This is a genomic window from Ruegeria sp., from assembly GCF_965221235.1.
Taxonomy (GTDB): domain Bacteria; phylum Pseudomonadota; class Alphaproteobacteria; order Rhodobacterales; family Rhodobacteraceae; genus Ruegeria.
The window spans coordinates 879959-901549 of record NZ_CBDCRS010000004.1 but is presented as its reverse complement, the minus strand read 5'-3'; the positions used below and the strand labels follow the sequence as shown (position 1 = coordinate 901549).

Sequence of the window (21591 nt, the reverse complement as noted above, 5' to 3'; positions counted from 1 at the left end):
CGTTCGCCTGTCAAAAAGGGGGGTATGTCATGCGTTTCCGTTATCTTGCAAAACACGTTCTGCTGGGGGCCGGTCTGATTGCCGTCAGCATGTCACCGGCATTGTCTCAGGACCGCGAGGAAAGCCACGGCATGGTTCTGCTGCGCGGGCTTCCTACTCTGGACACAAGCCACAGCATTGCGATTGTTGAACTGGACCCGGAATCCGACCGCTTCGGCGAAATCCTGAGCGAGGTTGAACAGCCGGACATGGATCATCCTTTGCACCACTTGTACTACAGCCCCAACGGTCGGCTCTATTCCACCGGGCTGGATCCGTCGTGCAGTCTGGCCGAGATCGGCCTGTCCCGCGATTCAAGTGGTGCGCCGGTGATCTCGGGCTTCACCTGTCTGGACACGCAAGGTCAGATGGTGGGCGAAGATATCATGTGGGCAAACTCGAACGGGCAGGAGTATATGTTCGTCACCTTCATGGGGGGAACGGGCGGCGATGACGGCGGCTCCGTTGGTGTTTTTGACACTCAGACCAACGAAGTCGTCAAAGTCATCGAAGCCCGCAAAAGTCAGGTTGGCGATGGCGCGCCTTATATCATGTACCCGCACGGTATTTCCGCCTTTGAGGACCGCATGGTCGTGACCTCGACCGTGCATCCGGATTTGGCCACTGGCGTCGGGAACGTGCTGACGATCATTGATCTGAACGCGCTGGAGCCGATCCAGAACATCACGATCGAGAATGAAAAACCGCTGAATTTCCCGTCCTCCCCGGTCGAGGTGCTGTTCGCCCGACCCACCATGCACCCCGAGATCGAGCCTGCAATTCTGGCCAATACCATGTTCGGATTCGAGACATGGAAGGTGCCTTATGACGCTGCCAGCAAAAGCTTTGGTGAGGCTGAGGTGATCTATAGCGGTGTCGCCAATGAGACCGCTGTACCGCTTGAGTTCTACGGCACCGAGGATGAGCTGTTCATCTCACACGCCTTGCCGGGTGTGGTGAAACGCTATGAACTGGCAGCTTTGCCTGAACTGGTGTCCAGCGGCCCCGATATCGTTGCTGATCCGGGGGCGCATCATATGATCTTTTACACATCCGCCTCGGGGCGTGATCTGATCGCCATTCAGAACAACCTGCTCAATCTGGGCAATGGGGCTGAGGATGATCCGACCGATGTGGACTTCATCGCCGATCTGGCAAGCCACACGATCACGGTTCATGATCTGAAAACCGGTGAACGCCTCGCCACGATCGACTTCAAAGAGCGGTACAACAAAGGGGTGGAGAACGTCGAAGGCCTGTTCGGTTCGGGCTTTGTCCACCACCACTAACGGCCCGAGGGCGTTATGCATCGGGTGCTTCTGACCCTGACCGCCGCCGCGATCCTCGCGGTGGCGGCATGGTTTGTCTGGGACCGGCTGCGCGCGCCTGTTGCGCCCCCGATTGCCGATTTTTCGGCCCCGTTTGTGTTCGGCCGCTTTTCCGTACCGCCCGACAATCCGCTGACCGAGGAAGCTTTTCAGTTAGGCCGCCATTTGTTCTACGATCCTATTCTGTCGGGAAATAACGAGGTGTCCTGCGCCACTTGCCACGTACAAGCGCTGGCTTTCACCGATGGTCGCGCGCGATCCCCGACGCTGTCCGGCGGAGAGCTGGAGTTCAGCTCGATGAGCCTTGCCAATCTGTTATGGGGACAAGAGAGGTTCTTTTGGGATGGCCGGGCGACCTCATTAGAAGAACAGGCTTTAATGCCGATCCAGCACCCGGACGAGATGGGGCAGGACATCGACGCCCTGATGGACGAGCTTCGCGCCTCGCGCCCTTATCGCCGAATGTTCCGTCACGCCTATGGAGCGGTCAGCCCGGAAAACACGGCCAAGGCTCTGGCGACCTTCATGCGGATGCTGATCTCGTCGAACTCGAAATACGACCAATATCTGCGCGGAGAAGTTCGGCTGACCGCGCAAGAAGAGCACGGGCGCAAGCTGTTCATGGCGCACCCGGATACCAAGATTTCGTTGCGCGGCGGGAACTGTATCGACTGTCACAGCCAGTTTCTGACGTCAGGTTTTCGCGACGCGCTGGACGGGTTCTCAAACAACGGTCTGGACCCGGATGGCGCGTTGCCGGACGGGTTGATGGCCGTGACCGGAAATCCTGCACACAAAGGATTCTTCAAGGTGCCTTCCCTGCGCAATATCGCCGTTACCGCGCCGTATATGCACGATGGTCGGTTCGAGACGCTCGAAGACGTGATGGGCCACTACAATGACGGTATCGTGGTCAGCGATACGCTCAGCCCGCTGATCCTTGAGGCCGACAACGCCCCCGAGGCAGGGCAGGAAACGGTCGGACTGCGCATGACACCCGACGAAATGCAGGCCATCATCGCGTTCTTGCACACGCTGACGGATGAGGCTTTCCTGTCCGATCCCAAATTCTCGAGCCCGTTTGATGGAGGTTCCTGATGCGATTAATACTTACGATTTTGGCTGCTGCATTGCTGATCGTCGCGTGGATATTTCTGGTTCCGCAGCCAAAGAAAACGACGCCGATCACACTGAGGTTTCACGCCAAGATGGGCGAGGACCCTCTGATCCATGATCAGTTCGTCTATGACAACCCGGGCGGAGAGGGTCAGTTCCGTGTCCGGGATTTCAGGTTTTATCTCAGTAACTTGTCATTCGAGCACCAAGGCGAAACGTACGCTGAGCCCGACAGCTACCACCTGATCCGGTTCGACAACCCCGAGAAAACGCATTCGATCACTTTGCCAGAGGTACCGATGCCCTCGGTCGAAAGTATTCGGTTCCTGATCGGGGTCGATCCGGCAGCGAACAGCTCAATCGAGGCGCGCGGCGATCTGGACCCTAATAGCCAGATGGCGTGGAATTGGGAGGTCGGGTACAAATTCGTCGTCTTTGAAGGCGCGCTGCGGGTTGGGGATGAGGTCTCGCCGCTGGTGTACCACGTCGGGTTCGACGAAAACGCGCAGGAGATTGCATTTTCACTGGCGCCCGAAGTTCTGGAGGACGGAGCCGGTGAGGTGCATCTGAACGTGGATCTGGCGAAGCTGTTCGACAGTTCAGCCCGGATCGACATGCAATCTCTACCGTCGGTCAAATTCAACCGCCCCGACGCTGAGATGTTGGCCCGGAATTACGCAACCATGATTACGCTGGGTTTTTAATGGCGCAAAGCCCGGCGTCGCGATGTTCCAACCCACGCAGGTTCGGGAAAAATTCCGAAATCCCTCTCGACGGCGGGGGATGATCGGTGTTTGTTTGTCCGGTCAGCGAAGCAATAAAAAAGAACGCCCGGTCAGGGGCATAAGCTGACCATGGGGAAAACAGATGTAAGTTGCGTTCAAAGGACCAACGAAGGGAGATGAAGATGAAAAAGTTTCTAGCGGCTGCCGCGGTGTCTGCGCTGTGTGCTACCGGGGCGCTGGCAGAGGTGAAGGTCGGGATGATCACCACGCTCTCGGGGGGTGGCGCTGGGTTGGGCATCGACGTGCGCGACGGTTTCATGCTGGCGATTGCGCAATCGGGGCGCGATGACATCGAGGTCGTGATCGAAGACGACCAGCGCAAGCCCGACATAGCCGTGCAATTGTCGGACAAGATGATTCAGTCCGAACGGGTTGATGTGATGACCGGCATCATCTGGTCAAACCTCGCCATGGCGGTTGTCCCTGCGGCGGTGAACCAGAATGTGTTTTACCTGTCTCCCAACGCTGGGCCGTCGCCCTTGGCCGGGAAAGGGTGTCATCAAAACTATTTCAACGTCGCCTGGCAGAACGACAACCTTCACGAGGCCGCCGGAGCCTATGCAAACGGCGCGGGCTACAAGAACAGCTTTATCATGGCTCCGAACTACCCAGCTGGAGTTGATGCGCTGACCGGCTATAAGCGGTTCTTTGAGGGCGATCTGGCCGGTGAGATCTACACCGAGCTTGGCCAGACCGATTACGCCGCCGAGATCGCCCAAATCCGGGCCAGCGATGCGGACAGCGTGTTCTTTTTCCTGCCCGGCGGCATGGGGATTTCCTTCCTCAAGCAATATGCCGACAGCGGTATCGACAAACCTGTTGTCGGCCCGGCCTTCAGCTTTGATCAGGGTATCCTGCAAGCAGTCGGCGACGCGGCGCTGGGCGTGGTGAACACCTCGCAGTGGAATAAGGATATAGAAAACCCTACCAACGCGGCGTTTGTCGAGAGTTTTCAGGCGGAATACGGGCGTTTACCCTCACTGTATGCGAGCCAGGGGTTCGATACGGCCAACCTGCTGCTGTCCGCGTTGGAAAAGGCCGATCCGTCCGATGCGGATGCTTTCCGTGAAGCCCTTCGGGCAGCCGAGTTTGACAGCACACGTGGCGAGTTCAGCTTTGGACCGAACCACCACCCGGTTCAGACCATCTATGCGCGCGAGGTGATCAAGGAAGGTGACGTGTTCACCAACAAGATCCTCGGCGTTGCGCTGGAGAACCACTCCGACGCCTACGCGGCCGAGTGCAAGATGTAACTGACCTACTGCCTGCCCCAGATGATGGGGCGGGCAGACCACCGGAGTCTCCATGTCCTCGATCCTGATTATCGAGCAGATCCTTAACGGGCTGCAATTCGGCGTCATGCTGTTTTTGATGGCGGCTGGCCTGACGCTGATTTTCGGCGTGATGGGGCTGATCAATCTGGCGCACGGCTCGCTGTATATGGTTGGCGCTTTTGCGGCGGCGGCTGTGGCCGGGGCGACGGGGTCGTTCCTATTGGCGCTGGTCGCTGCGTTGGCCGCTGCTGCTCTGGCCGGGGCGATTGTCGAGATGGTTGTGATCCGAAGGCTGTATAACGCGCCGCATCTGGATCAGGTGCTGGCCACCTTCGCGCTGATCCTGATTTTTTCGGAAGGCACACGCTGGGTCTTTGGATCATTTCCTTTGTTTCTGGACATCCCGGATGGGCTGTCGGGGCCGGTCACTTTGCCGGGCGGGATCGAATACCCGCTCTATCGCCTGACCCTGATCGGCATCGGGTTGGCCGTGGCCGTGGGACTTTGGGTACTGATCGAGCGGACCCGCTTGGGTATTCAAATTCGCGCCGGAGAAAATGACCGCGAGATGATCGCGGCGTTGGGCGTCGATATCTCGAAGCTCTACACGCTGGTATTTGCGCTGGGCGCGGCTTTGGCCGGGCTAGCAGGAGCGTTGGTCGGCGCGATCCAGTCTGTTCAGGTCGGTATGGGTGAGCCGGTCTTGATCCTCGCCTTCGTGGTTATCGTCATCGGCGGTATTGGCTCGGTGCGAGGGGCTTTCATCGGCGCGTTGCTGGTCGGGCTGACCGACACTCTGGGGGGGGTGTTCCTGCCCGAGATGCTCAAGCTGTTCATGGACAATGGCGCGGCGCAAAAGACCGGCTCGGCGCTGGCTTCGATGGGTATCTATGTGCTGATGGGGCTGGTTCTGGTCTGGAGACCGACCGGCCTGTTCGGAGCCCGCGCATGAGGTTGAACGAAAGATACCTCAACCTGCTGGTAATCGCCGGTCTGCTGGCGCTGCCGCTTTGGGCCGTGATTGCAGATCAGCCATTTACGATCACGCTGGTGACGAGGGCGGTGATCCTTGCGCTGGCGGCGGTGGGGTTGAACATCATCCTCGGCATCGGCGGCATGGTCAGTTTTGGTCACGCCGCGTTCTTCGGGATCGGAGGCTATGCGATGGGCATCCTTGCCTATCACGCGCAGACCTACACAGCACTGGACCTTGGGCTGTTCAGCACCGACGGCACCAAGTCCATGCCGGTGATCTGGTTGGTGGCGATGATCCTGTCGGCGCTGGTCGCTTTCTTCATAGGGTTGCTGTCGCTAAGAACCTCGGGCGTGTACTTCATCATGATCACGCTCGCCTTTGGGCAGATGTTTTTCTACTTTGCGATCTCATGGGCGCAATATGGGGGCGAGGACGGGCTGTCGATCTATGTCCGCAACGATTTCCCGAGCCTGAACACGCTGGTTCCAATCCAGTTCTACGCCATATGTTTCACGCTGCTCTGCGTGGTTCTGTTCCTGTTCGCACGCCTTCAGACCTCACCCTTTGGGCTGGCGCTGAACGCTGCGCGGCAATCGGCCACGCGGGTTGAAACCGTGGGCCTGAACCCGATGCGGCTGAAGCTGCTGGCTTTCGTGATCTCGGGCGCGATCACCGGATTGGCCGGGGCGCTGTTCGCTGACCTGAATCGCTTTGTCTCGCCGACTATGTTCAGCTGGCAACTGTCGGGCGAGTTGATCGTGCTGATCATCATCGGCGGGGTGGGACGCTTGATGGGACCGGTGATCGGGGCTTGCGTGTTTGTCGCGCTGGAGCACTTCCTCGGCGAACTCACCGATTTCTGGCATGTCTATCTCGGCGTTGTCCTGCTGTGCATCGTGTTGTTCGGACGTGGTGGCCTGATCGGCCTGCTGACCGGGAAAGAGGGCGCGCATGTCTGATCCCGTCCTCGCCACAAGAAATCTGAACAAGAGCTTCGGGGCTCTGAAGGCCACCGACGATGTTTCGATCGACCTGAGGCCCGGAGAAATCCATGCCATCATCGGCCCGAACGGTGCGGGCAAGTCGACGCTCTTACAGCAGATTTGCGGTGGTTTGGAGCCAGATTCAGGGCAGGTTTTTCTGAAAGATCAGGACGTTTCGGGCCTTAGCACCCAGGCGCGGGCGCAGGCGGGTTTGGGGCGCACGTTTCAGATTTCGCAGCTTTGCATGGAGGATAGTGTTCTGGAAAACGTCGTGCTGGGCGCGATGGGGGCGGAGCGTATGGCCTGGCGGTTCTGGCGGCCTGCATTGAAACTGTCCAATCTGTGCGAAAGAGCAGAAGCCGCGCTGGAGAGGGTCGGGTTAAGCGCAGAGCGCGACACGCGCTGCGCCAATCTCAGCCACGGTCAGCGGCGGCAATTAGAGGTGGCCGTGGCGCTGACCTTGTCGCCCAAGGCCTTTGTCATGGATGAACCGATGGCCGGGCTTGGGGCCGAGGGGTCAAAGCGGCTGACCGGCTTTCTGGACGGGTTGCGGCAAGAGGCACCGATCCTCTTGGTAGAGCATGACATGGACGCAGTCTTTGCACTGGCCGACCGGATCAGCGTTCTGGTCTATGGTAAGGTCATTGCCACGGGTACGGCCGATGAAATCCGCTCTGACCGCAAGGTTCGTGACGCTTATCTGGGGGATGAGGCATGACCTTGCTGCGGGTCGAGAACCTGACCGCCAGCTATGGCGTAAGTCAGGCCCTGTATGGCGTTGATCTTGATGTGGCCGAAGGCGAAGTAACGGCGCTTATGGGGCGCAACGGGATGGGCAAGACAACCACCGTCAAAGCCTTATGCCGGATGATCCAATCACAAGGTACACTGACTCTGAACGGGCAGGATCTCCATGCGTTGCCCAGTCATAAAGTTGCCCGGTTGGGGGTGGGGTTGGTGCCTGAAGGGCGGCGCTGTTTTGCCGACCTCAGCGTGCGCGAGAATCTGATTGCCGCCGCGCGCCCCGGTTACTGGACGTTGTCGCGCGTAACTCAGCTGTTCCCGCGACTGGCAGAGCGGCAGGGGCAAGCAGCGGCGTCGCTGTCGGGGGGCGAGCAGCATATGCTTGCAATCGGTCGAGCCTTGATGACCAACCCGCGTCTTTTGGTTCTGGATGAGGCGACCGAAGGGTTGGCGCCGATTGTGCGGCAAGAGATCTGGGCCGCGTTGCATCGCCTGCGGCAAGAAACCAGTGTGGCCATCCTGCTGATCGACAAATCGTTAAAGGAATTGGCGACCGTCTCGGACAAGGCCGTTATTCTGGAGCGTGGACGGACGGTCTGGTCCGGGTCAATGGCTGACCTGACGCCAGAGATATCAGAGAAATACGTGGGCGTGTGAGCCTATTTTAAGCCACTTCGGCTGACCGTGTGTCACGCGGGGCAAGCGCAATTTTGAGCGATACTGCCACCGTACTGGTTACAGCCCAGCAACAAAGCCCAACTTCTGCCGTTATTCCGCCAGATCAACCACAAATTCACCTTTCACACATATCCCAAGGAAGCCCAAAAGGATATGAGCCGTGCAGTCCATCCTGCGACATGTTTATCTTGAAAGACGCAGGCTGTACGCGATTGGCTTCTTGTCCTTTTCTGCGGGTGTGGTCCTGTATTCTCATATCAACGCAACACAGATGGGACTGCCAGTGCCTGTGATCACGGGCCTAATTTACATGGTCGCTGTTGTGGTGGCCGCGGCAGCGACAACCTATTTCCTGCCGGGATTGCGGAAGATCACAGATGCGGTGGCCGTTACACGGCTGGCGTTCGCATTGTGGGTGGTGACGACGCAGAGCCATGAGGTAGCCGCCGCTCCGTTCATAAGTGCAACGGTTGTAGTTGGTGGCGCGATCCTGCTTGTGAACCTCGGGAATCTGGTGTCCATGGCCGCGCAGAAAACGCCTGTGTCAGAATGGCGGACATGGGTCCGCGACAGTTTGGCCGTGTATCAGGGCGGGCATGGCGAAGCCGCCGGGTTTCATGCGCAGCCGGTGAAAGTCCTTAGCCAAGTGTCCGGGCGGGCGCACGAGGCCTGAGGCAGTTTCAGAAACGATATGTGGCTCCGATCATAGGCCCGGATTGCGAGAACTCGTATTCGCTGCCGTTTATGTCGTGGTCGAATGAGATATAGCGATATCCGCCGCGCAGCAGCCACCGATCATTCAGGGCATAGTCGGCTGTGACCAACACCTGCCAGGTCTGGCTGCCGCTTCGGAATCCTCCGTAATCCAAATAGGCCGTGCTGCTCCATCTGCTGGACAGATCGAAGCGCGCGCGCAGACCGACCACTGGATCAACCCAGCTTTCATCCGCGCCGAAGTTTTGAACCGGGGCCATGCCCGGTGTCAGTGTAAAGCCGGTATCCGTGCTGTACCACCGCAAACCAGCCGCCAGATCCACGACCGCCGATGGATTTTGCCGAACCCGATACCCCAGCATGGCCGTGGCGAACTGCGTCTTGACGGAGGTCTCAAGGCTGCCGCCAGCAGGGCCGCCCAGCGTGTTTCCAAAGGAAAGGTTGGTGTAATTGTAGTCGAACAGAACGCTCCACTGGCCGTTCGTGGCCGCAAAGGCCCCCATGAAAGCAAAATCCAGATTTTCAAGCGCATCCGAAAAGCTGAGCGTCCCTTCCACCGTGCCGCGAGGCGTCTCAATGCTGGTCTCCGTCTCGGGCATGAACAGATAAAAGGTCGCCTCGTACTTCCAGCCGGATTGCTGAGCCGACGCCGTTGTTGCAATGGCCAGCAGCGCCAGACCAGCCGCGCAACCTGTCAGTTTGCATTTCGAAATCATAATCTCCCCCTCGTTAATCAAATGAAAATTCAATGATTTAGCGGTTGATCTCCGTTCGGGCAGCCTGCTCAAGCTGCCTCTTCCCCTTTCTTGGTCGTCGTGTGCCCCACACGGTTGATGTCGGTTTCAGGGAAGAATTCCGACCAGACATGCCAAAAGACCCCGGCGCGCAGGGTCTCAACGCGTTGCAATCTGCCCTGATCCGACATGCCCCAGAAATCGCAACGGGTCACAGGTTTACCGCTGTCATTATACCAGACGCCAAGGCTTTCGTATTTCGGGTCCAGGCTGACAACAACGTCTCGCCCGCCGACAGTGGCGTTGATAATCCAGTTGTTCTCGACGACGAAATCATCGGTCCAGCAGGCGGCGTCCTTGCCGATTGTGATCCCCCAGACATAGGTCTTGTTCGGCAGCCGGTCGTCCGAGCGGTCCATGTTATCCATCACAGGCGCATCTTCCTGATGCTGCCGGCCGATACCCCAGCCGAAAGTGATCTCTGTCACCATGTCCAACAAGCGCAACACAAGGTTGGGCGAGGGTTTGTTCAGGTAAACCTCGCCCTCGGGAAAGGCTTTTTGAAACCCCCGGAACGTCATCCGATACGTTGGCCAAGGGGTCATCTGAGCTTCGGGACGAATGGGGCAGGCGGGGCCGTCCGCGTTCGGGTCGCGGTCGGCTTCGCGGAAACCGTAGATATGCTGGATCGGTTCGCCGGTTTCGTTGTCGCGCAGGATCAGGTTGTTGCCGTGCTGCGCCAGCACCTCAAGGTCCAGCCTTTTGCCCTCAATCCGGGGGGAGTAGCCCTGACCCAGATTGGCCATGGCGCAGTAGGTCATCACCACGTCCTCGCCGCCCAGCCCGTCCGCGTCGCCCGCCAGATGAGGCCGCATGATCTGCGCATCCGGATGCGCCCGGGCATGGCCGTTATGTTCGATCACGATGACAGGTGCGGTTGGGCCGACATATTTCTGCGCTTCGCTAATGGGAAAGAAGGCCGCGTTGTTCAACTGATTGCGCAGGCCCAGATGCACCCAGACATAAGGAAAGCCGTACAGCAGCAGTACCAACAGCGCCGAGATGATCCACAGCCAAAATGGGCCGCCACCCAGAATGAAATGCGCCAATGTGGCAACGACAAACCCGCCCAGTCCCACGCCGATCAGCCGGTATTCATGCCGAATAAAGCGCACCATATTCTCGCGCTTTACCTTCAGAAGCATTTGCGACACGTCACCCAGATCGCGGAAATAGACAAAGCCGATCCCGAGCGAGACGATCAGGCCAAGTGCAAAGAGGATGAGTCCAGCCATCAAAATCTCCCGATCGGCGTTATTGCTGCGGCGAAGCGCGTTTGATCATGAACGCGTCGACGGCCTGTTGCGTTTCCGGGCGGATGTTCTCGATCCCCTCATACGGCACACCATAGGCCGGGGGCGTGTCGGGGAACTTCTCTTTTCGTGCCATATGTCGGCCCAGAACCCGCGCGAACTCCTGCCCGCCCCAGGCTCCGACCTCGGTTGATACCGAGTATTCTTCACGGGTGTCGCGGTAGAGATCGAAGAATTTTGCCAAAATTGCGCTTTCTCCGGGTCCCGGCAGCTTTAGCTTGAGCTGGTCTTTGACAATGGCCTCGGGTTTTGCGACCGAATAAATGATGACGTGGTCACGGCGCGCTTTGGATTCATCGGCAAACAACAGGGCTGCGGATTGATCCACCCCATCCACCAGACGATCCCGCGGGATGTACTGATCGGCCCCGGCAAAGCGGGACAGTGTCGTATAAAGGTCCGAAACGTGGATGATACTGTTCAGCAGCCCATCGGCCTCGATCATGCCGGGCCAGCGGATGAAGGCATCAACGCGGACGCCGCCTTCGGTCGTGTCGCCTTTGCCACCTTTGTAGATCAGCGGAGTGAAGCCCGATTGCGGGGCGTATTTAGTGAAGTGGCCATTGTCACCCATGACGACGACAATGGTGTTCTTGGACAGTCCAAGCTCATCCATCCGGGCAAACAGATCGCCGAGCCACTCGTCGAGCAGCTGCATTTTGTCCACATAAAGGCCGCCATTCACGCTTTCCGGTCCTGACCGTCCGGCGCGGGTATTGTCCAACGGGATCATGGGCCAGTATTGCAGGAAAAACGGCTCTTCCCCGCCTGCGAGGCGATCCAGTTCTTCCATTGTCTTGTCCTGAAACGCCTGGTTCATCTCGTCATATTTGGCGGCGTTCCAGCGTTCACCTTCTGCCATACGGATTTCGCGGATCGGGCCGCCGGTTTCACCTTCGATCACAGTCATCATCGCGGCGGCATCGGGCCGGAACCAGCCGTCCAGCGTGTATTTGTCGTCGAAGTCCCGGATCGCGACTGAGACCTGTTCCTTGATCGCGTCGTCGTTGAAGATGGTCAGCTGACCCTGCTGGTGAATAGCATGTTGGGCGTAATCAAAGCCCTGATTCATCGCCCAGCTTTCGGCAATATCACCCATATGCCATTTGCCCACATGGCTGGTGGCATAGCCCGCTTGTTTCAGCACCTCGGCCAGAGTGACCTCGGCCCCCGGCAAGCCAAAACCGGCAATGTCCACGGTCGTGTCGCCCATGCCCATGCGCACCGGCAAACGTCCTGTCATCTGTGCCACTCGGGTCGGGGTGCAGGAAGGTTCGGTGTACATCCGCACCATTCGCAAAGCTTGATCCGAGAAGTCGTTGATGTTTGGTGTTTCGTAGCCCCGTACGGCATTCAACTCAGGAATGCCCATGTCGCCAAAACCCATATCGTCGATCAGGACGCTGACGATGTTCGGAGGTTTGCCGCCGTTGCCGTCCCGAAAAGCAGTCAGGGCCTCGTCAACAGCGTCGTCATCCTGCGCCCATTGTTCGGCATGCTGGGCCTGTAGGATGTAGAATTCCGCGTCATGCTGAATAGGGCTTTCCTGCGCTTGCGCAGGTGTGACCACCAGACCAGCGATCAGTGCAATCCATCGTCTCAAATCCATCCCATCCCCCATGTACTGTGACGTACGACAAGCAGGTGCGCCGCACGCTTTCACATTGATACATTACGATATTTGGTTCGAGTTTTCTATGGCACTGTAATGATGCGTAGTTTGGTCTATAGATCAGGGGTCGACGCAGACCTCGCGGGCGCGGTCGACTTATCCTACGTTCCGCCGCCTGCGTCATTGTGCCAAGCGGGTATCAGACGGCCTGATGAACCTCGATGATATTGCCCTCGGGGTCGTGAAAGAACAGTTGGTGCCATTCCTTCGCAAAAGCTGTGCCGTAGTCGGAATAGGGGATACCGTTGTTTTCCAGCAGCGTTTTGAAGGCTTCGATGTCGTCAGTACGAAAGGCGATATGGCCGCGTTCGACCGGGTTTATGGCCTCACCATGTTTGAACGCGACATCCAGATTTCGTTCAGCCAGATGCATCTGCATGGCCCCATCGGTCGCGAACCGGATCTGGCCGCTGTACCCCTGATCGTCGGTTTCATCCGGGCGGGGGAAATTCTCGATCGGGATATCGTCCAGACCCAGCACCTGCGTGTAGAAATTATGCAGCCGCTCTACGTCTTCGGTGACAAAATTGATGTGGTGGAATTCAAGCTTCATGAAGGCCCGGCCTTTTAGTTGATACACGGGGTCAGGAAATCTCAAGTCCCGAGGGCAGGCAAGCCCCGTGCTGAATTCTTGCGGGTCCGCACGCCGCTTGTTACGTCGCGCGTTCACCAGACAGCGTACCAGCAAAGCGATGGCTGCGGACGGTGTCGGTCGAGGTGCCATATTGCATCCGAAATGCACGGCCCAACGCTGCCGAAGATGAAAATCCGGTCGCAGCCGAAATCTCCAGCTGTGGCATGTCGGTGTATCGCAACAGACTATACGCACGCTCCAACCGCAGCTCGCGGTATGTGGTCAACAGCCTGACGCCTGTCTTGTTCAAAAACCGTCTTTGCAACTGGCGGGTCGACGCGCCAAGGGTTTGCGACAGATCCGAGATCTTCAGCGGCTCTTCCACGTTTTGTAGCATGTGCTCTATGACCTGCCGCACCATTGGGTCCGCGCCTGAGCGCTGAATAAGTCGGTTGGCAAGTTGGCTGGGGCAGCGCCGTTTCGGCTCGGTCAGGCCGATATAGCTGCTGAGGGTCTCAGCCAGATGTTCTCCGTGGTCCAGAGCGACAAATTCCGTCATAAGGCGCAGGGCGGCCAGTTTGGTTGCCGCGCTGTGTACGCGTCCGTTTGGGGATTGATGCACATAACTGGGGCTATCGGACAGCCCGGTTTCCTTTCCCGCAGCCAGGAAATTTGGATGAATGGCGGCGACAGGTTGGTCAGTCCGCCCGGTTTGTGCCAGCAGCAGAACGGCGCTGCCGACCAAAATCGTGCGAGGCGCCAGGGTCAAAACCTGCGACACCCGGGTTCTTTCCTGTTCCCTGCATTGCCAGGTCTTGTGAAGACCACCCCAGAAAATCGCTGTACGACCCGCCCAATAGGCCGGGTCACCAACGGCGGCTTCTGACAGGTGGCGAAAATTCACGGTGTAGGTGTGGTTTTCAACGATGTCATTCAGAGCGTGAAAGAACTCGCGCAGCATCTCGGTCGAGGCTTGCGCTTCGGCGTCGTTCAGAAACACCTCTATGTGTCGCTGTCGGTCCGAAACCGTGTCGGCCGGTTGCGCGTGGCTGCCGCCAATAACACAGTGTTTCATTACTCCTCTCCTTGGTCTGAGTGGGCTGGCCCAGCTTCGACATCGCCGGAAAAACCCCCGCTTTTTTGTGGCGGGGGTTGTTTGTGTTTTACTCAGCTGCGTCTGCGTATTCTGACATTGGAGGGCATGTGCAGACGAGGTTTCTGTCGCCGTAGACGTTGTCGACGCGGTTGACGGGGGACCAGTATTTATCGACGCCCATGGAGCCCGGGGGGAAGCAGGCCTGTTCACGGGTGTAGGGGCGGTCCCAGTCGCCGACCAGATCGCGCACCGTGTGGGGGGCGTTTTTCAGCGGGTTGTTTTCCGCGTCGATCTTTCCGTCGATGATGTCCTGCGCTTCCGAGCGGATCGAGAGCATGGCGTCGCAGAAGCGGTCCAGCTCTGCCTTGGGTTCGGACTCGGTGGGTTCCACCATCAGCGTGCCGGCCACCGGCCAGGACATGGTGGGCGCGTGGAAGCCGCTGTCGATCAGGCGCTTGGCTACGTCGTCGACGGTGACATGCGCCTCGGCATCCAGCGGTCTTGTGTCGAGGATGCATTCATGCGCCACACGACCGGTCTCGGACGTGTAGAGGATCGGATAGGCATCCTTGAGCCGCGCGGCAATGTAGTTGGCGTTCAGGATCGCCACCTTGGTCGCTTGCGTCAGACCCGCGCCGCCCATCAGCAGCACATAGGCCCACGAGACCGGCAGAATGGACGGAGACCCAAACGGCGCTGCCGAGACCGGACCCACGGCGGTGCCGTATTCCGGGTGGCCGGGCAGATGCTCGGTCAGGTGTGCCTTGACGCCGATCGGACCCATGCCGGGGCCGCCGCCGCCATGCGGGATGCAGAAGGTCTTGTGCAGGTTCAGGTGGCTGACATCGCCGCCCACGTCGCCGGGACGGGCCAGACCGACCATGGCGTTCATGTTGGCCCCGTCGATATAGACCTGACCGCCGTGATCATGAGTGATCTGGCAGACTTCCTGCACGGTGGTCTCGAACACGCCATGGGTGGACGGGTAGGTGATCATGCAGGCGGCAAGGTTGTCCGAGTGCTTCTCGGCCTTGGCGCGGAAGTCGGCGACGTCGATATTGCCGTTCTCATCCGCCTGCACCGGCACAACCTGCCAGCCCACCATCTGGGCCGAGGCCGGGTTGGTGCCGTGCGCCGAGGTCGGGATCAGGCAGACATTGCGCTGCCCTTCGCCCCGGGCGAAGTGATAGTTGCGGATGGTCAGCAGGCCCGCATACTCGCCCTGCGCGCCCGAGTTGGGCTGCTGGGAGATCGCGTCATAGCCGGTGATCTGGCACAGCTTGTCGTTCAGATCGGCAATCATCTCGTGATAGCCCTGTGCCTGATCTTCTGGGCAGAACGGGTGCAGGTTGCCGAACTCGGGCCAGGTGACCGGGATCATCTCGATCGTGGCGTTCAGCTTCATGGTGCAGGACCCCAGCGGGATCATCGCCCGGTCCAGCGCCAGATCGCGGTCAGCCAGACGGCGCATATAGCGCGTGATCTCGGCCTCGGCCCGGTTCTGGTGGAAGATCGGGTGAGTCAGGTATTCGCTTTCGCGCAGCGCATGTTCCGGCAAGCGATAGGCCACGTTCGCGCTGTCATCCTGACGGTCGATGCCAAAGGCACCCCAGACGGCCTCGATGGTCTCGGGCCGGGTCTGTTCGTCCAGGCTGATGCCCACTTTCGTGTCACCGACCTTGCGCAGGTTGACGCCCCGGGCCACGGCAGCCTCCATGACGGTCTTCTGCAGATGGCCGACCTCAACCGTGATGGTGTCGAAGAAGACCTCCGGCTCAACAGCAAAGCCCGCCTCTTCCAGACCGGCGGCCAGGCGCGAGGTCTTGCGGTGCACCGATTGCGCGATGGCCTTGATGCCGTCAGGGCCGTGGTAAACGGCATACATCGAGGCAATGACGGCCAGCAGCGCCTGCGCGGTGCAGACGTTCGAGTTGGCTTTCTCGCGGCGGATATGCTGTTCACGGGTTTGCAGCGACAGGCGGTAGGCCTTGTTGCCGCGGCTGTCGATGCTAACACCGATAATCCGGCCCGGCATCGAGCGCTTCAGCTTGTCGGTGGTCGCCATATAGGCGGCGTGCGGGCCGCCATAGCCCATCGGCACGCCAAAGCGCTGGGTCGAGCCGATGGCAATATCCGCGCCCATCTCACCCGGTGACTTCAGCAGCGCCAGCGACAGGATGTCGGCAGCGACGATGGCAATGGCTTTGTGTTCGTGCAGTGCCGCGATCTCGTTGGTGAAGTCGCGCACATGACCGTGCGTGCCGGGGTACTGGAAGATCGCGCCAAAGACGGCACCAGCTTCTAGCTCATCGGGGTCGCCCACCTGCACGTCGATGCCCAGAGGCTCAGCCCGGGTTTTGATCACCGCGATTGTTTGCGGGTGGCAGTTCTTGTCGACAAAGAAGGCCGCGTTGTTGGCTTTCGAACGCCCGCCGCGCTTGGCCATCGCCATGGCCTCGGCAGCGGCGGTGGCTTCGTCCAGCAGCGAGGCGTTGGCCACGTCCAGACCGGTCAGGTCGCTGACCATGGTCTGGAAGTTCAAGAGCGCCTCAAGACGGCCCTGGCTGATCTCGGGCTGATAGGGGGTATAGGCGGTGTACCAGGCCGGGTTTTCCAGGATGTTGCGCAGGATCGGCGCCGGCGTGGTGGTGCCGTAATAGCCCTGACCGATCAGCGAGGTCAGAACGGTGTTCTTGCTCGCCACCTCTTTCATGTGGAACAGCGCATCGCGTTCCGTCATCGCCGGACCCCAGTCCAGCGGTTCCTTCTGCCGGATCGCAGGCGGGACGGTGGCGTCGATCAGTTCGTCCAATGTCTTGAAGCCGATCACCTTGAGCATGTCGCGCATCTCGGTTGGGCTTGGGCCAATGTGGCGGCGGTTGGCAAAGTCATAGGCTTCGTAGTCGGTCAGTTTGAAGGCCATGTGTGCGCTCCTGTCGAATAGGTCAGGTCCGGCCGGGCAGGCAGCAGCCTCCGGCGGAAGGTGAGGGCCGTCTTGGAACCTGTCCAGTGGACAGGTTCAGGTCCGAACGGGCGGAGCCCCGGAAACAGGGCTCCGAGTTTGGTTTAACCGATGAAGGCTTTGTAGCCAGCTTCGTCCATCAGATCGTCCAGCTGCGCCGCATCCGCGATCTTGATCTTGTAGATCCAGGCCTCGCCTTCGGGGTCGTCGTTCAGCGCGCCGGGGTTGTCGGCCAGCGCCTCGTTCACTTCAACGATCTCGCCATCGACCGGGGCGTACAGCTCGGACGCGGCTTTGACGGATTCGATCACGCCGATCTCGCCGTCCTTCTCGAACTCGTCGCCCGCTTCCTGCTGCTCGACGAACACAACTTCACCCAGCTGCTCGGCGGCATGTTTGGTGATGCCCAGAGTGGCCGCGTCCCCTTCGACGGTCAGCCATTCATGCTCTTCGGAATAATAGGTTGCCATGTCTCTCTCTCCTGACTTCAACGCTTGTAGTTCTGTTTGACAAAGGGCAGCGCCACGATCTGCGCCGGTTGTGCCTTGCCCCGAATGATGAGGTTCACCTTCTCGCCCGGCTCGCCATGGCCTTTGCTCACATAGCCCATCGCAACCGGGCCGCCGACTGTGGGGCCAAAGCTGCCCGAGGTGATCTGGCCGATGGTGTTGCCCTCAAGGCATTGCACTTCCACGCCCTGACGCGCCGGTGCGCGGCCTTCGGGCTTGATGCCCACCAGCTTGCGCGCGGCACCCCCGGCCAGTTCCTTTTGCACGCGATCCGCGCCCGGAAAGCCGCCTTCTTCCTTGCGGCGTTTCTGAATGGCCCAGCCAAGGCTGGCTTCAATCGGCGAGGTGCTCTGGTCGATGTCATTGCCATAGAGGCATAGCCCCGCCTCCAGCCGCAGGCTGTCGCGCGCGCCCAGACCCGCCGGTTCGCAATCCTCATGCGCCAGGAAAGCCTTGGTGATCTCGATCGCCTTATCCTCGGGGATCGAGATCTCATAGCCATCCTCGCCGGTATAGCCCAGCCGCGAGATCCGGCATTCGACACCCATGATGTCGGCCACGGTGGTTTCCATGAACTTCAGATCGCGCGCGGCAGGGCACAGCGCGCCCACCACATCCTCGGCTTTGGGGCCTTGCACAGCCACCAGCGCCCGGTCGAAGATCTCGGTCACTTCGACGCCTTCGAGGTTCGCTTTCATATGCGGAATGTCCTGATGCCGCAGCGCCGCGTTTACCACCACAAAATAGTGATCCCCCGCATTCGACACGATCAGGTCATCCATGATCCCGCCGTCGGCATTGGTAAAGAACCCGTACCGCGCCTTGCCTTCCTTCAGCGTCGCATAGGCCTGCGGGCACAAAGCTTCCAGCTTCTCGCCCACATTCTCACCGCGCAAAATCACCTGACCCATGTGAGATACATCAAACACCGCCGCCTTCTCACGACACTGCTTATGCTCGCCCATAATCCCCATCGGATACTGAACAGGCATCTCCCAGCCCGCAAAATCAACCATCTTGCCACCCAACTCAACATGCAACGAGTACAGCGGCGTACGCTTCGGTTCGGTCATCGTTCTAACCTTTCAATCAGCGGGATTGGTCGCGAACAACCGTGACGGTGCAATGCGCGTTGCGCACGACACGAGCCAGGTTCGGGCCAATCTCATAATTCGGGAAATCGCCTTTTGTCGATGCCATGACGATCAGATCGAAGCCGTCTTTGTAGGCGAGCTTCAGGATTTCGCGGTAGACGCTGCCTTCTTCGACGTGCAGCGCCACGTCGGAGGCGTTGCCGTGATCCAGAATGGCCTGAACCGCATTGCGTACATGCTCTTTCGCGCCAGCGCCGTAGTTGGCGGGCAGGTTCGGCAGCTGGATGATCTCGGGGATGACGGCAACCGCGTGCAATTCGGCGCCGTAGAACTTGGCCTGCTCCAGCGCGAGCGGCAGGGCGTTTTTCCACGAGCGGTCGTCGGTATGATCAATAGGCAGCAGGATTTTCGTGGCCATCACGTCTCTCCTCGGGATTTGGAATTCTGTTTCAAAGGCGGAGGGCCGGGATGGCCCTCCGTTTTATCAGAGTGGAGTTTATTCCGCTGGGCTGCCGCCCGGTTCTTCGGACTGACCGTTCGAGGCAAAGAACTCTTTCGTCAGTTTGAAGACGATCGGGCTCAGCAGGGCCAATGCGATCAGGTTCGGAATTGCCATCATGGCGTTCAGCGTGTCTGCCAGCAACCAGATGAAGCCCAGATCCGCCGTTGCGCCGAAGTAGATCGCGATGATCCACAGAACGCGGTACGGCATCAGGGATTTCACACCCAGCAGGAACTCAACGCATTTCTCGCCATAGAACGACCAGCCAAGGATGGTGGTGAAGGCAAAGATCGACAGAGCGATTGCGATCAGGTGACCACCACCAGGCAGAGAGTTTGCGAAGGCCAGCGAGGTCAAAGCCGCACCCGATTCCCCCGAAGTCCATGCACCCGAAGAGATGATCGCCAGACCAGTGATCGAGCAGACGATGATGGTGTCGATGAACGTACCCAGCATCGCGATCAGGCCCTGGTTGACCGGACCTTTGGTTTCGGCTGCCGCGTGTGCAATCGGAGCGGAACCCAGACCAGCTTCGTTCGAGAAGACGCCGCGTGCCACACCAAAGCGGATGGCGGCCCAGACGGCTGCGCCCGCGAAACCACCTTCGGCCGCCGATGGGGTGAAGGCGTAGGTGAAGACCAGCGACAGTGCGTGACCGATGTTGCCGATGTTGATCAGCAGAACCAGCAGACCGGCGATGATGTAGGCGATAGCCATGAACGGAACCAGTTTACCGGCAACCGCACCGATGCGGGTGATGCCGCCCAGAATGACGGCTGCGGTCAGAACCATCAGAACAACGCCAGTAACCGAAGTGTTGACGCCGAAGTTGGACTCTAGAACCTGAGCAACACCGTTAGCCTGTACACCGTTGCCGATGCCGAAGGCTGCGATTGCGCCGAACAGAGCGAATGCGACGCCCAGCCAAGCCCATTTCGCGCCCAGACCGTTCTTGATGTAGTACATCGGGCCGCCGACATAGTTGCCCAGCTCGTCCTTCTCACGGTATTTCACCGCGCAGACGGCCTCGGCATATTTGGTAGCCATGCCCACCAGGGCGGTCATCCACATCCAGAACAAGGCGCCCGGACCGCCCAGGAAGACAGCAGTGGCCACACCGGCAATGTTACCTGTACCGATGGTCGCCGACAGCGAGGTCATCAGCGCGTTAAACGGGCTGATCTGACCTTCGCCCTGACCTTCACGGCCTTGGAACAGCAGGCTGAACCCCTTGCCAATGCGCAGGATTGGCATGAATTTCAGGCCGACCTGCAGGAAGAAGCCGACGCCAAGGATGAGAACCAGCATTAGCGGCCCCCACACGACGCCATTAATGGCCCCTACGATTGAATTTAACGCTTCCATGGTTTCCCTCCCAATAGCGTTAGGTTTATGCCCCGGTGGCGAGGGCCCGCTGGCGGGCCTGCTTGAGGGCGGCAAAGTCTTCGTCCGCGTGGAACGAGGAACGGGTCAACGGCGTGGCTGACACGTGCAAAAAGCCCTTGGAACGTGCGATCTGTTCCAGCTGGGCGAACTCTTCCGGAGACCAGAAGCGGTCAATCGGGTGATGTTTCGGGGTTGGTTGCAGATACTGACCGATGGTCAGAAAATCGACCTGCGCGGCACGCAGGTCGTCCATTACCTGTCGCACGTCGCTGAGCGTCTCTCCGAGTCCCACCATGAGACCAGATTTGCTGAAAATGCCGGGAATTGCACGCTTTGCGTCATCCAGCAACCGTAGCGAGGCATAATAGCGCGCGCCGGGACGGACCGTTGGATAAAGGTGAGGGACGGTTTCCAGATTGTGATTGAAGACGTCCGGTGCGGCTTCGAATACGACGTTCGCCGCTTCACCTTTGCCCAAAAAATCGGGGGTCAAAACCTCGATTGTGGTGCCGGGATTTTGGTGGCGCACGGCTCGGATGGTCTGGGCAATATGCTCAGCCCCGCCGTCGTCCAGATCGTCGCGGTCAACCGAGGTGATCACGACGTGGCGCAGGCCCAGTTTCTTGACAGCCGCTGCGACCCGGCCCGGTTCAAAGGCGTCAAGCGCATCCGGGCGTCCGGTTGCGACGTTGCAGAAGGAACAGCCGCGGGTACAAACCTCACCCATGATCATCATGGTTGCGTGGCGCTTAGACCAACACTCGCCGATATTGGGGCAGGCGGCCTCTTCGCAAACCGTCGACAGGTTATGTTCGCGCATCAGGCGACGGGTTTCATAATACTCGGAGCTGTCGCCCTTTTTCTTGCGAATCCACTTGGGTTTGCGGGGGATGACACTGTCAGCCTTCTTGGCCTTTTCGGGGTGGCGCGGTCGTAGCTGGATGGTCATGGCGGCTCTCTCTCAGGCGTGGGCAGGGCGGGCCAGGGTGGCGCGGCAGGAATCCATGATCATTTCGGCCTGCGGTAGCGATTTTCTGAGCATGGTCCCCTCC

Annotated in this window: 20 protein-coding genes; 9 read left to right on the top strand and 11 right to left on the bottom strand. The window is 59.3% G+C overall.

What is annotated here, in order from left to right; translation table 11 throughout:
* The first annotated feature begins 29 nt into the window (after window positions 1-29).
* The 9 genes from ACOQOY_RS07495 to ACOQOY_RS07455 all read left to right on the top strand — a co-directional run bounded on the left by ACOQOY_RS07495 (window position 30) and on the right by ACOQOY_RS07455 (window position 8596).
* Window positions 30-1328 carry a hypothetical protein gene (locus tag ACOQOY_RS07495; RefSeq protein ID WP_420584837.1) on the top strand — a complete coding sequence of 433 codons (1299 nt, stop codon included), beginning with the start codon at window positions 30-32 and terminating at the stop codon, window positions 1326-1328.
* 15 nt (window positions 1329-1343) lie between these two features.
* Window positions 1344-2465, top strand: a complete 1122-nt coding sequence (locus tag ACOQOY_RS07490; RefSeq protein ID WP_420584836.1) for a cytochrome-c peroxidase — start codon at window positions 1344-1346, stop codon at window positions 2463-2465.
* Window positions 2465-3187, top strand: a complete 723-nt coding sequence (locus tag ACOQOY_RS07485) for an MbnP family protein (RefSeq protein ID WP_420584835.1) — start codon at window positions 2465-2467, stop codon at window positions 3185-3187. The genes ACOQOY_RS07490 and ACOQOY_RS07485 overlap by 1 nt, the downstream gene beginning before the upstream one ends.
* Before the next feature lie 203 nt (window positions 3188-3390).
* Entirely contained in the window at window positions 3391-4521 is a 1131-nt protein-coding gene (locus tag ACOQOY_RS07480; RefSeq protein WP_420584834.1) for an ABC transporter substrate-binding protein, read from the top strand.
* A 52-nt stretch (window positions 4522-4573) separates the two neighbouring features.
* Window positions 4574-5494, top strand: coding sequence for a branched-chain amino acid ABC transporter permease (locus tag ACOQOY_RS07475; RefSeq protein WP_420584833.1), 921 nt, complete (start codon window positions 4574-4576; stop codon window positions 5492-5494).
* Window positions 5491-6477: a branched-chain amino acid ABC transporter permease gene (locus ACOQOY_RS07470; RefSeq protein ID WP_420584832.1), complete on the top strand. Its 987-nt coding sequence runs from the start codon at window positions 5491-5493 to the stop codon at window positions 6475-6477. Before ACOQOY_RS07475 ends, ACOQOY_RS07470 begins: the two co-directional genes overlap by 4 nt.
* The gene (locus ACOQOY_RS07465; protein ID WP_420584831.1) at window positions 6470-7219 is read left to right on the top strand and encodes an ABC transporter ATP-binding protein; all 750 of its coding nucleotides are present in this window, start codon (window positions 6470-6472) and stop codon (window positions 7217-7219) included. The genes ACOQOY_RS07470 and ACOQOY_RS07465 overlap by 8 nt, the downstream gene beginning before the upstream one ends.
* Window positions 7216-7902: an ABC transporter ATP-binding protein gene (locus ACOQOY_RS07460; RefSeq protein WP_420584830.1), complete on the top strand. Its 687-nt coding sequence runs from the start codon at window positions 7216-7218 to the stop codon at window positions 7900-7902. The genes ACOQOY_RS07465 and ACOQOY_RS07460 overlap by 4 nt, the downstream gene beginning before the upstream one ends.
* 181 nt (window positions 7903-8083) lie before the next feature.
* Window positions 8084-8596 (top strand): hypothetical protein, encoded by a 513-nt coding sequence (locus ACOQOY_RS07455; protein ID WP_420584829.1) that lies wholly within the window; start codon window positions 8084-8086, stop codon window positions 8594-8596.
* A 7-nt stretch (window positions 8597-8603) separates the two neighbouring features.
* On the opposite strand, the gene ACOQOY_RS07450 is transcribed toward ACOQOY_RS07455, so the two are convergent.
* The 11 genes from ACOQOY_RS07450 to lipA form a co-directional block, all read right to left on the bottom strand.
* On the bottom strand, window positions 8604-9353 hold the full coding sequence (locus tag ACOQOY_RS07450) for a porin family protein (protein WP_420584828.1): 750 nt from the start codon (window positions 9351-9353) through the stop codon (window positions 8604-8606).
* 68 nt (window positions 9354-9421) lie between these two features.
* Window positions 9422-10666 (bottom strand): DUF3179 domain-containing (seleno)protein, encoded by a 1245-nt coding sequence (locus ACOQOY_RS07445; RefSeq protein WP_420584827.1) that lies wholly within the window; start codon window positions 10664-10666, stop codon window positions 9422-9424.
* Between the two features lie 19 nt (window positions 10667-10685).
* Entirely contained in the window at window positions 10686-12353 is a 1668-nt protein-coding gene (locus ACOQOY_RS07440) for a sulfatase-like hydrolase/transferase (protein ID WP_420584826.1), read from the bottom strand.
* Between the two features lie 202 nt (window positions 12354-12555).
* A complete protein-coding gene (locus ACOQOY_RS07435; RefSeq protein WP_420584825.1) occupies window positions 12556-12969 on the bottom strand; it encodes a VOC family protein in 414 nt (137 codons plus the stop codon).
* A gap of 100 nt (window positions 12970-13069) precedes the next feature.
* Window positions 13070-14065 (bottom strand): helix-turn-helix domain-containing protein, encoded by a 996-nt coding sequence (locus ACOQOY_RS07430; protein ID WP_420584824.1) that lies wholly within the window; start codon window positions 14063-14065, stop codon window positions 13070-13072.
* Window positions 14066-14153: 88 nt separating this feature from the next.
* Complete coding sequence (gene gcvP / locus ACOQOY_RS07425; protein ID WP_420584823.1) at window positions 14154-17009, bottom strand: aminomethyl-transferring glycine dehydrogenase; 2856 nt, start codon at window positions 17007-17009, stop codon at window positions 14154-14156.
* 143 nt (window positions 17010-17152) lie between these two features.
* Window positions 17153-17518, bottom strand: coding sequence for a glycine cleavage system protein GcvH (gcvH, locus tag ACOQOY_RS07420; RefSeq protein WP_420584822.1), 366 nt, complete (start codon window positions 17516-17518; stop codon window positions 17153-17155).
* A gap of 17 nt (window positions 17519-17535) precedes the next feature.
* The gene (gcvT, locus tag ACOQOY_RS07415; RefSeq protein ID WP_420584821.1) at window positions 17536-18630 is read right to left on the bottom strand and encodes a glycine cleavage system aminomethyltransferase GcvT; all 1095 of its coding nucleotides are present in this window, start codon (window positions 18628-18630) and stop codon (window positions 17536-17538) included.
* Window positions 18631-18646: 16 nt separating this feature from the next.
* Window positions 18647-19069 (bottom strand): universal stress protein, encoded by a 423-nt coding sequence (locus ACOQOY_RS07410; protein ID WP_420584820.1) that lies wholly within the window; start codon window positions 19067-19069, stop codon window positions 18647-18649.
* Window positions 19070-19147: 78 nt separating this feature from the next.
* The gene (locus ACOQOY_RS07405; protein WP_420584819.1) at window positions 19148-20518 is read right to left on the bottom strand and encodes an alanine/glycine:cation symporter family protein; all 1371 of its coding nucleotides are present in this window, start codon (window positions 20516-20518) and stop codon (window positions 19148-19150) included.
* 25 nt (window positions 20519-20543) lie between these two features.
* A complete protein-coding gene (lipA, locus tag ACOQOY_RS07400) occupies window positions 20544-21488 on the bottom strand; it encodes a lipoyl synthase (RefSeq protein ID WP_420584818.1) in 945 nt (314 codons plus the stop codon).
* Window positions 21489-21591: the final 103 nt, after the last annotated feature.

Excerpts from the sequence above, each read along its gene's own strand:
- ACOQOY_RS07495 (WP_420584837.1), top strand. The coding sequence starts at position 30 with ATGCGTTTCCGTTATCTTGCAAAACACGTTCTGCTGGGGGCCGGTCTG.
- ACOQOY_RS07490 (WP_420584836.1), top strand. The coding sequence starts at position 1,344 with ATGCATCGGGTGCTTCTGACCCTGACCGCCGCCGCGATCCTCGCGGTG.
- ACOQOY_RS07485 (WP_420584835.1), top strand. The coding sequence starts at position 2,465 with ATGCGATTAATACTTACGATTTTGGCTGCTGCATTGCTGATCGTCGCG.
- ACOQOY_RS07480 (WP_420584834.1), top strand. The coding sequence starts at position 3,391 with ATGAAAAAGTTTCTAGCGGCTGCCGCGGTGTCTGCGCTGTGTGCTACC.
- ACOQOY_RS07475 (WP_420584833.1), top strand. The coding sequence starts at position 4,574 with ATGTCCTCGATCCTGATTATCGAGCAGATCCTTAACGGGCTGCAATTC.
- ACOQOY_RS07470 (WP_420584832.1), top strand. The coding sequence starts at position 5,491 with ATGAGGTTGAACGAAAGATACCTCAACCTGCTGGTAATCGCCGGTCTG.
- ACOQOY_RS07465 (WP_420584831.1), top strand. The coding sequence starts at position 6,470 with ATGTCTGATCCCGTCCTCGCCACAAGAAATCTGAACAAGAGCTTCGGG.
- ACOQOY_RS07460 (WP_420584830.1), top strand. The coding sequence starts at position 7,216 with ATGACCTTGCTGCGGGTCGAGAACCTGACCGCCAGCTATGGCGTAAGT.
- ACOQOY_RS07450 (WP_420584828.1), bottom strand. The coding sequence starts at position 9,353 with ATGATTTCGAAATGCAAACTGACAGGTTGCGCGGCTGGTCTGGCGCTG.
- ACOQOY_RS07445 (WP_420584827.1), bottom strand. The coding sequence starts at position 10,666 with ATGGCTGGACTCATCCTCTTTGCACTTGGCCTGATCGTCTCGCTCGGG.
- ACOQOY_RS07440 (WP_420584826.1), bottom strand. The coding sequence starts at position 12,353 with ATGGATTTGAGACGATGGATTGCACTGATCGCTGGTCTGGTGGTCACA.
- ACOQOY_RS07435 (WP_420584825.1), bottom strand. The coding sequence starts at position 12,969 with ATGAAGCTTGAATTCCACCACATCAATTTTGTCACCGAAGACGTAGAG.
- ACOQOY_RS07430 (WP_420584824.1), bottom strand. The coding sequence starts at position 14,065 with ATGAAACACTGTGTTATTGGCGGCAGCCACGCGCAACCGGCCGACACG.
- gcvP (WP_420584823.1), bottom strand. The coding sequence starts at position 17,009 with ATGGCCTTCAAACTGACCGACTACGAAGCCTATGACTTTGCCAACCGC.
- gcvH (WP_420584822.1), bottom strand. The coding sequence starts at position 17,518 with ATGGCAACCTATTATTCCGAAGAGCATGAATGGCTGACCGTCGAAGGG.
- gcvT (WP_420584821.1), bottom strand. The coding sequence starts at position 18,630 with ATGACCGAACCGAAGCGTACGCCGCTGTACTCGTTGCATGTTGAGTTG.
- ACOQOY_RS07410 (WP_420584820.1), bottom strand. The coding sequence starts at position 19,069 with ATGGCCACGAAAATCCTGCTGCCTATTGATCATACCGACGACCGCTCG.
- ACOQOY_RS07405 (WP_420584819.1), bottom strand. The coding sequence starts at position 20,518 with ATGGAAGCGTTAAATTCAATCGTAGGGGCCATTAATGGCGTCGTGTGG.
- lipA (WP_420584818.1), bottom strand. The coding sequence starts at position 21,488 with ATGACCATCCAGCTACGACCGCGCCACCCCGAAAAGGCCAAGAAGGCT.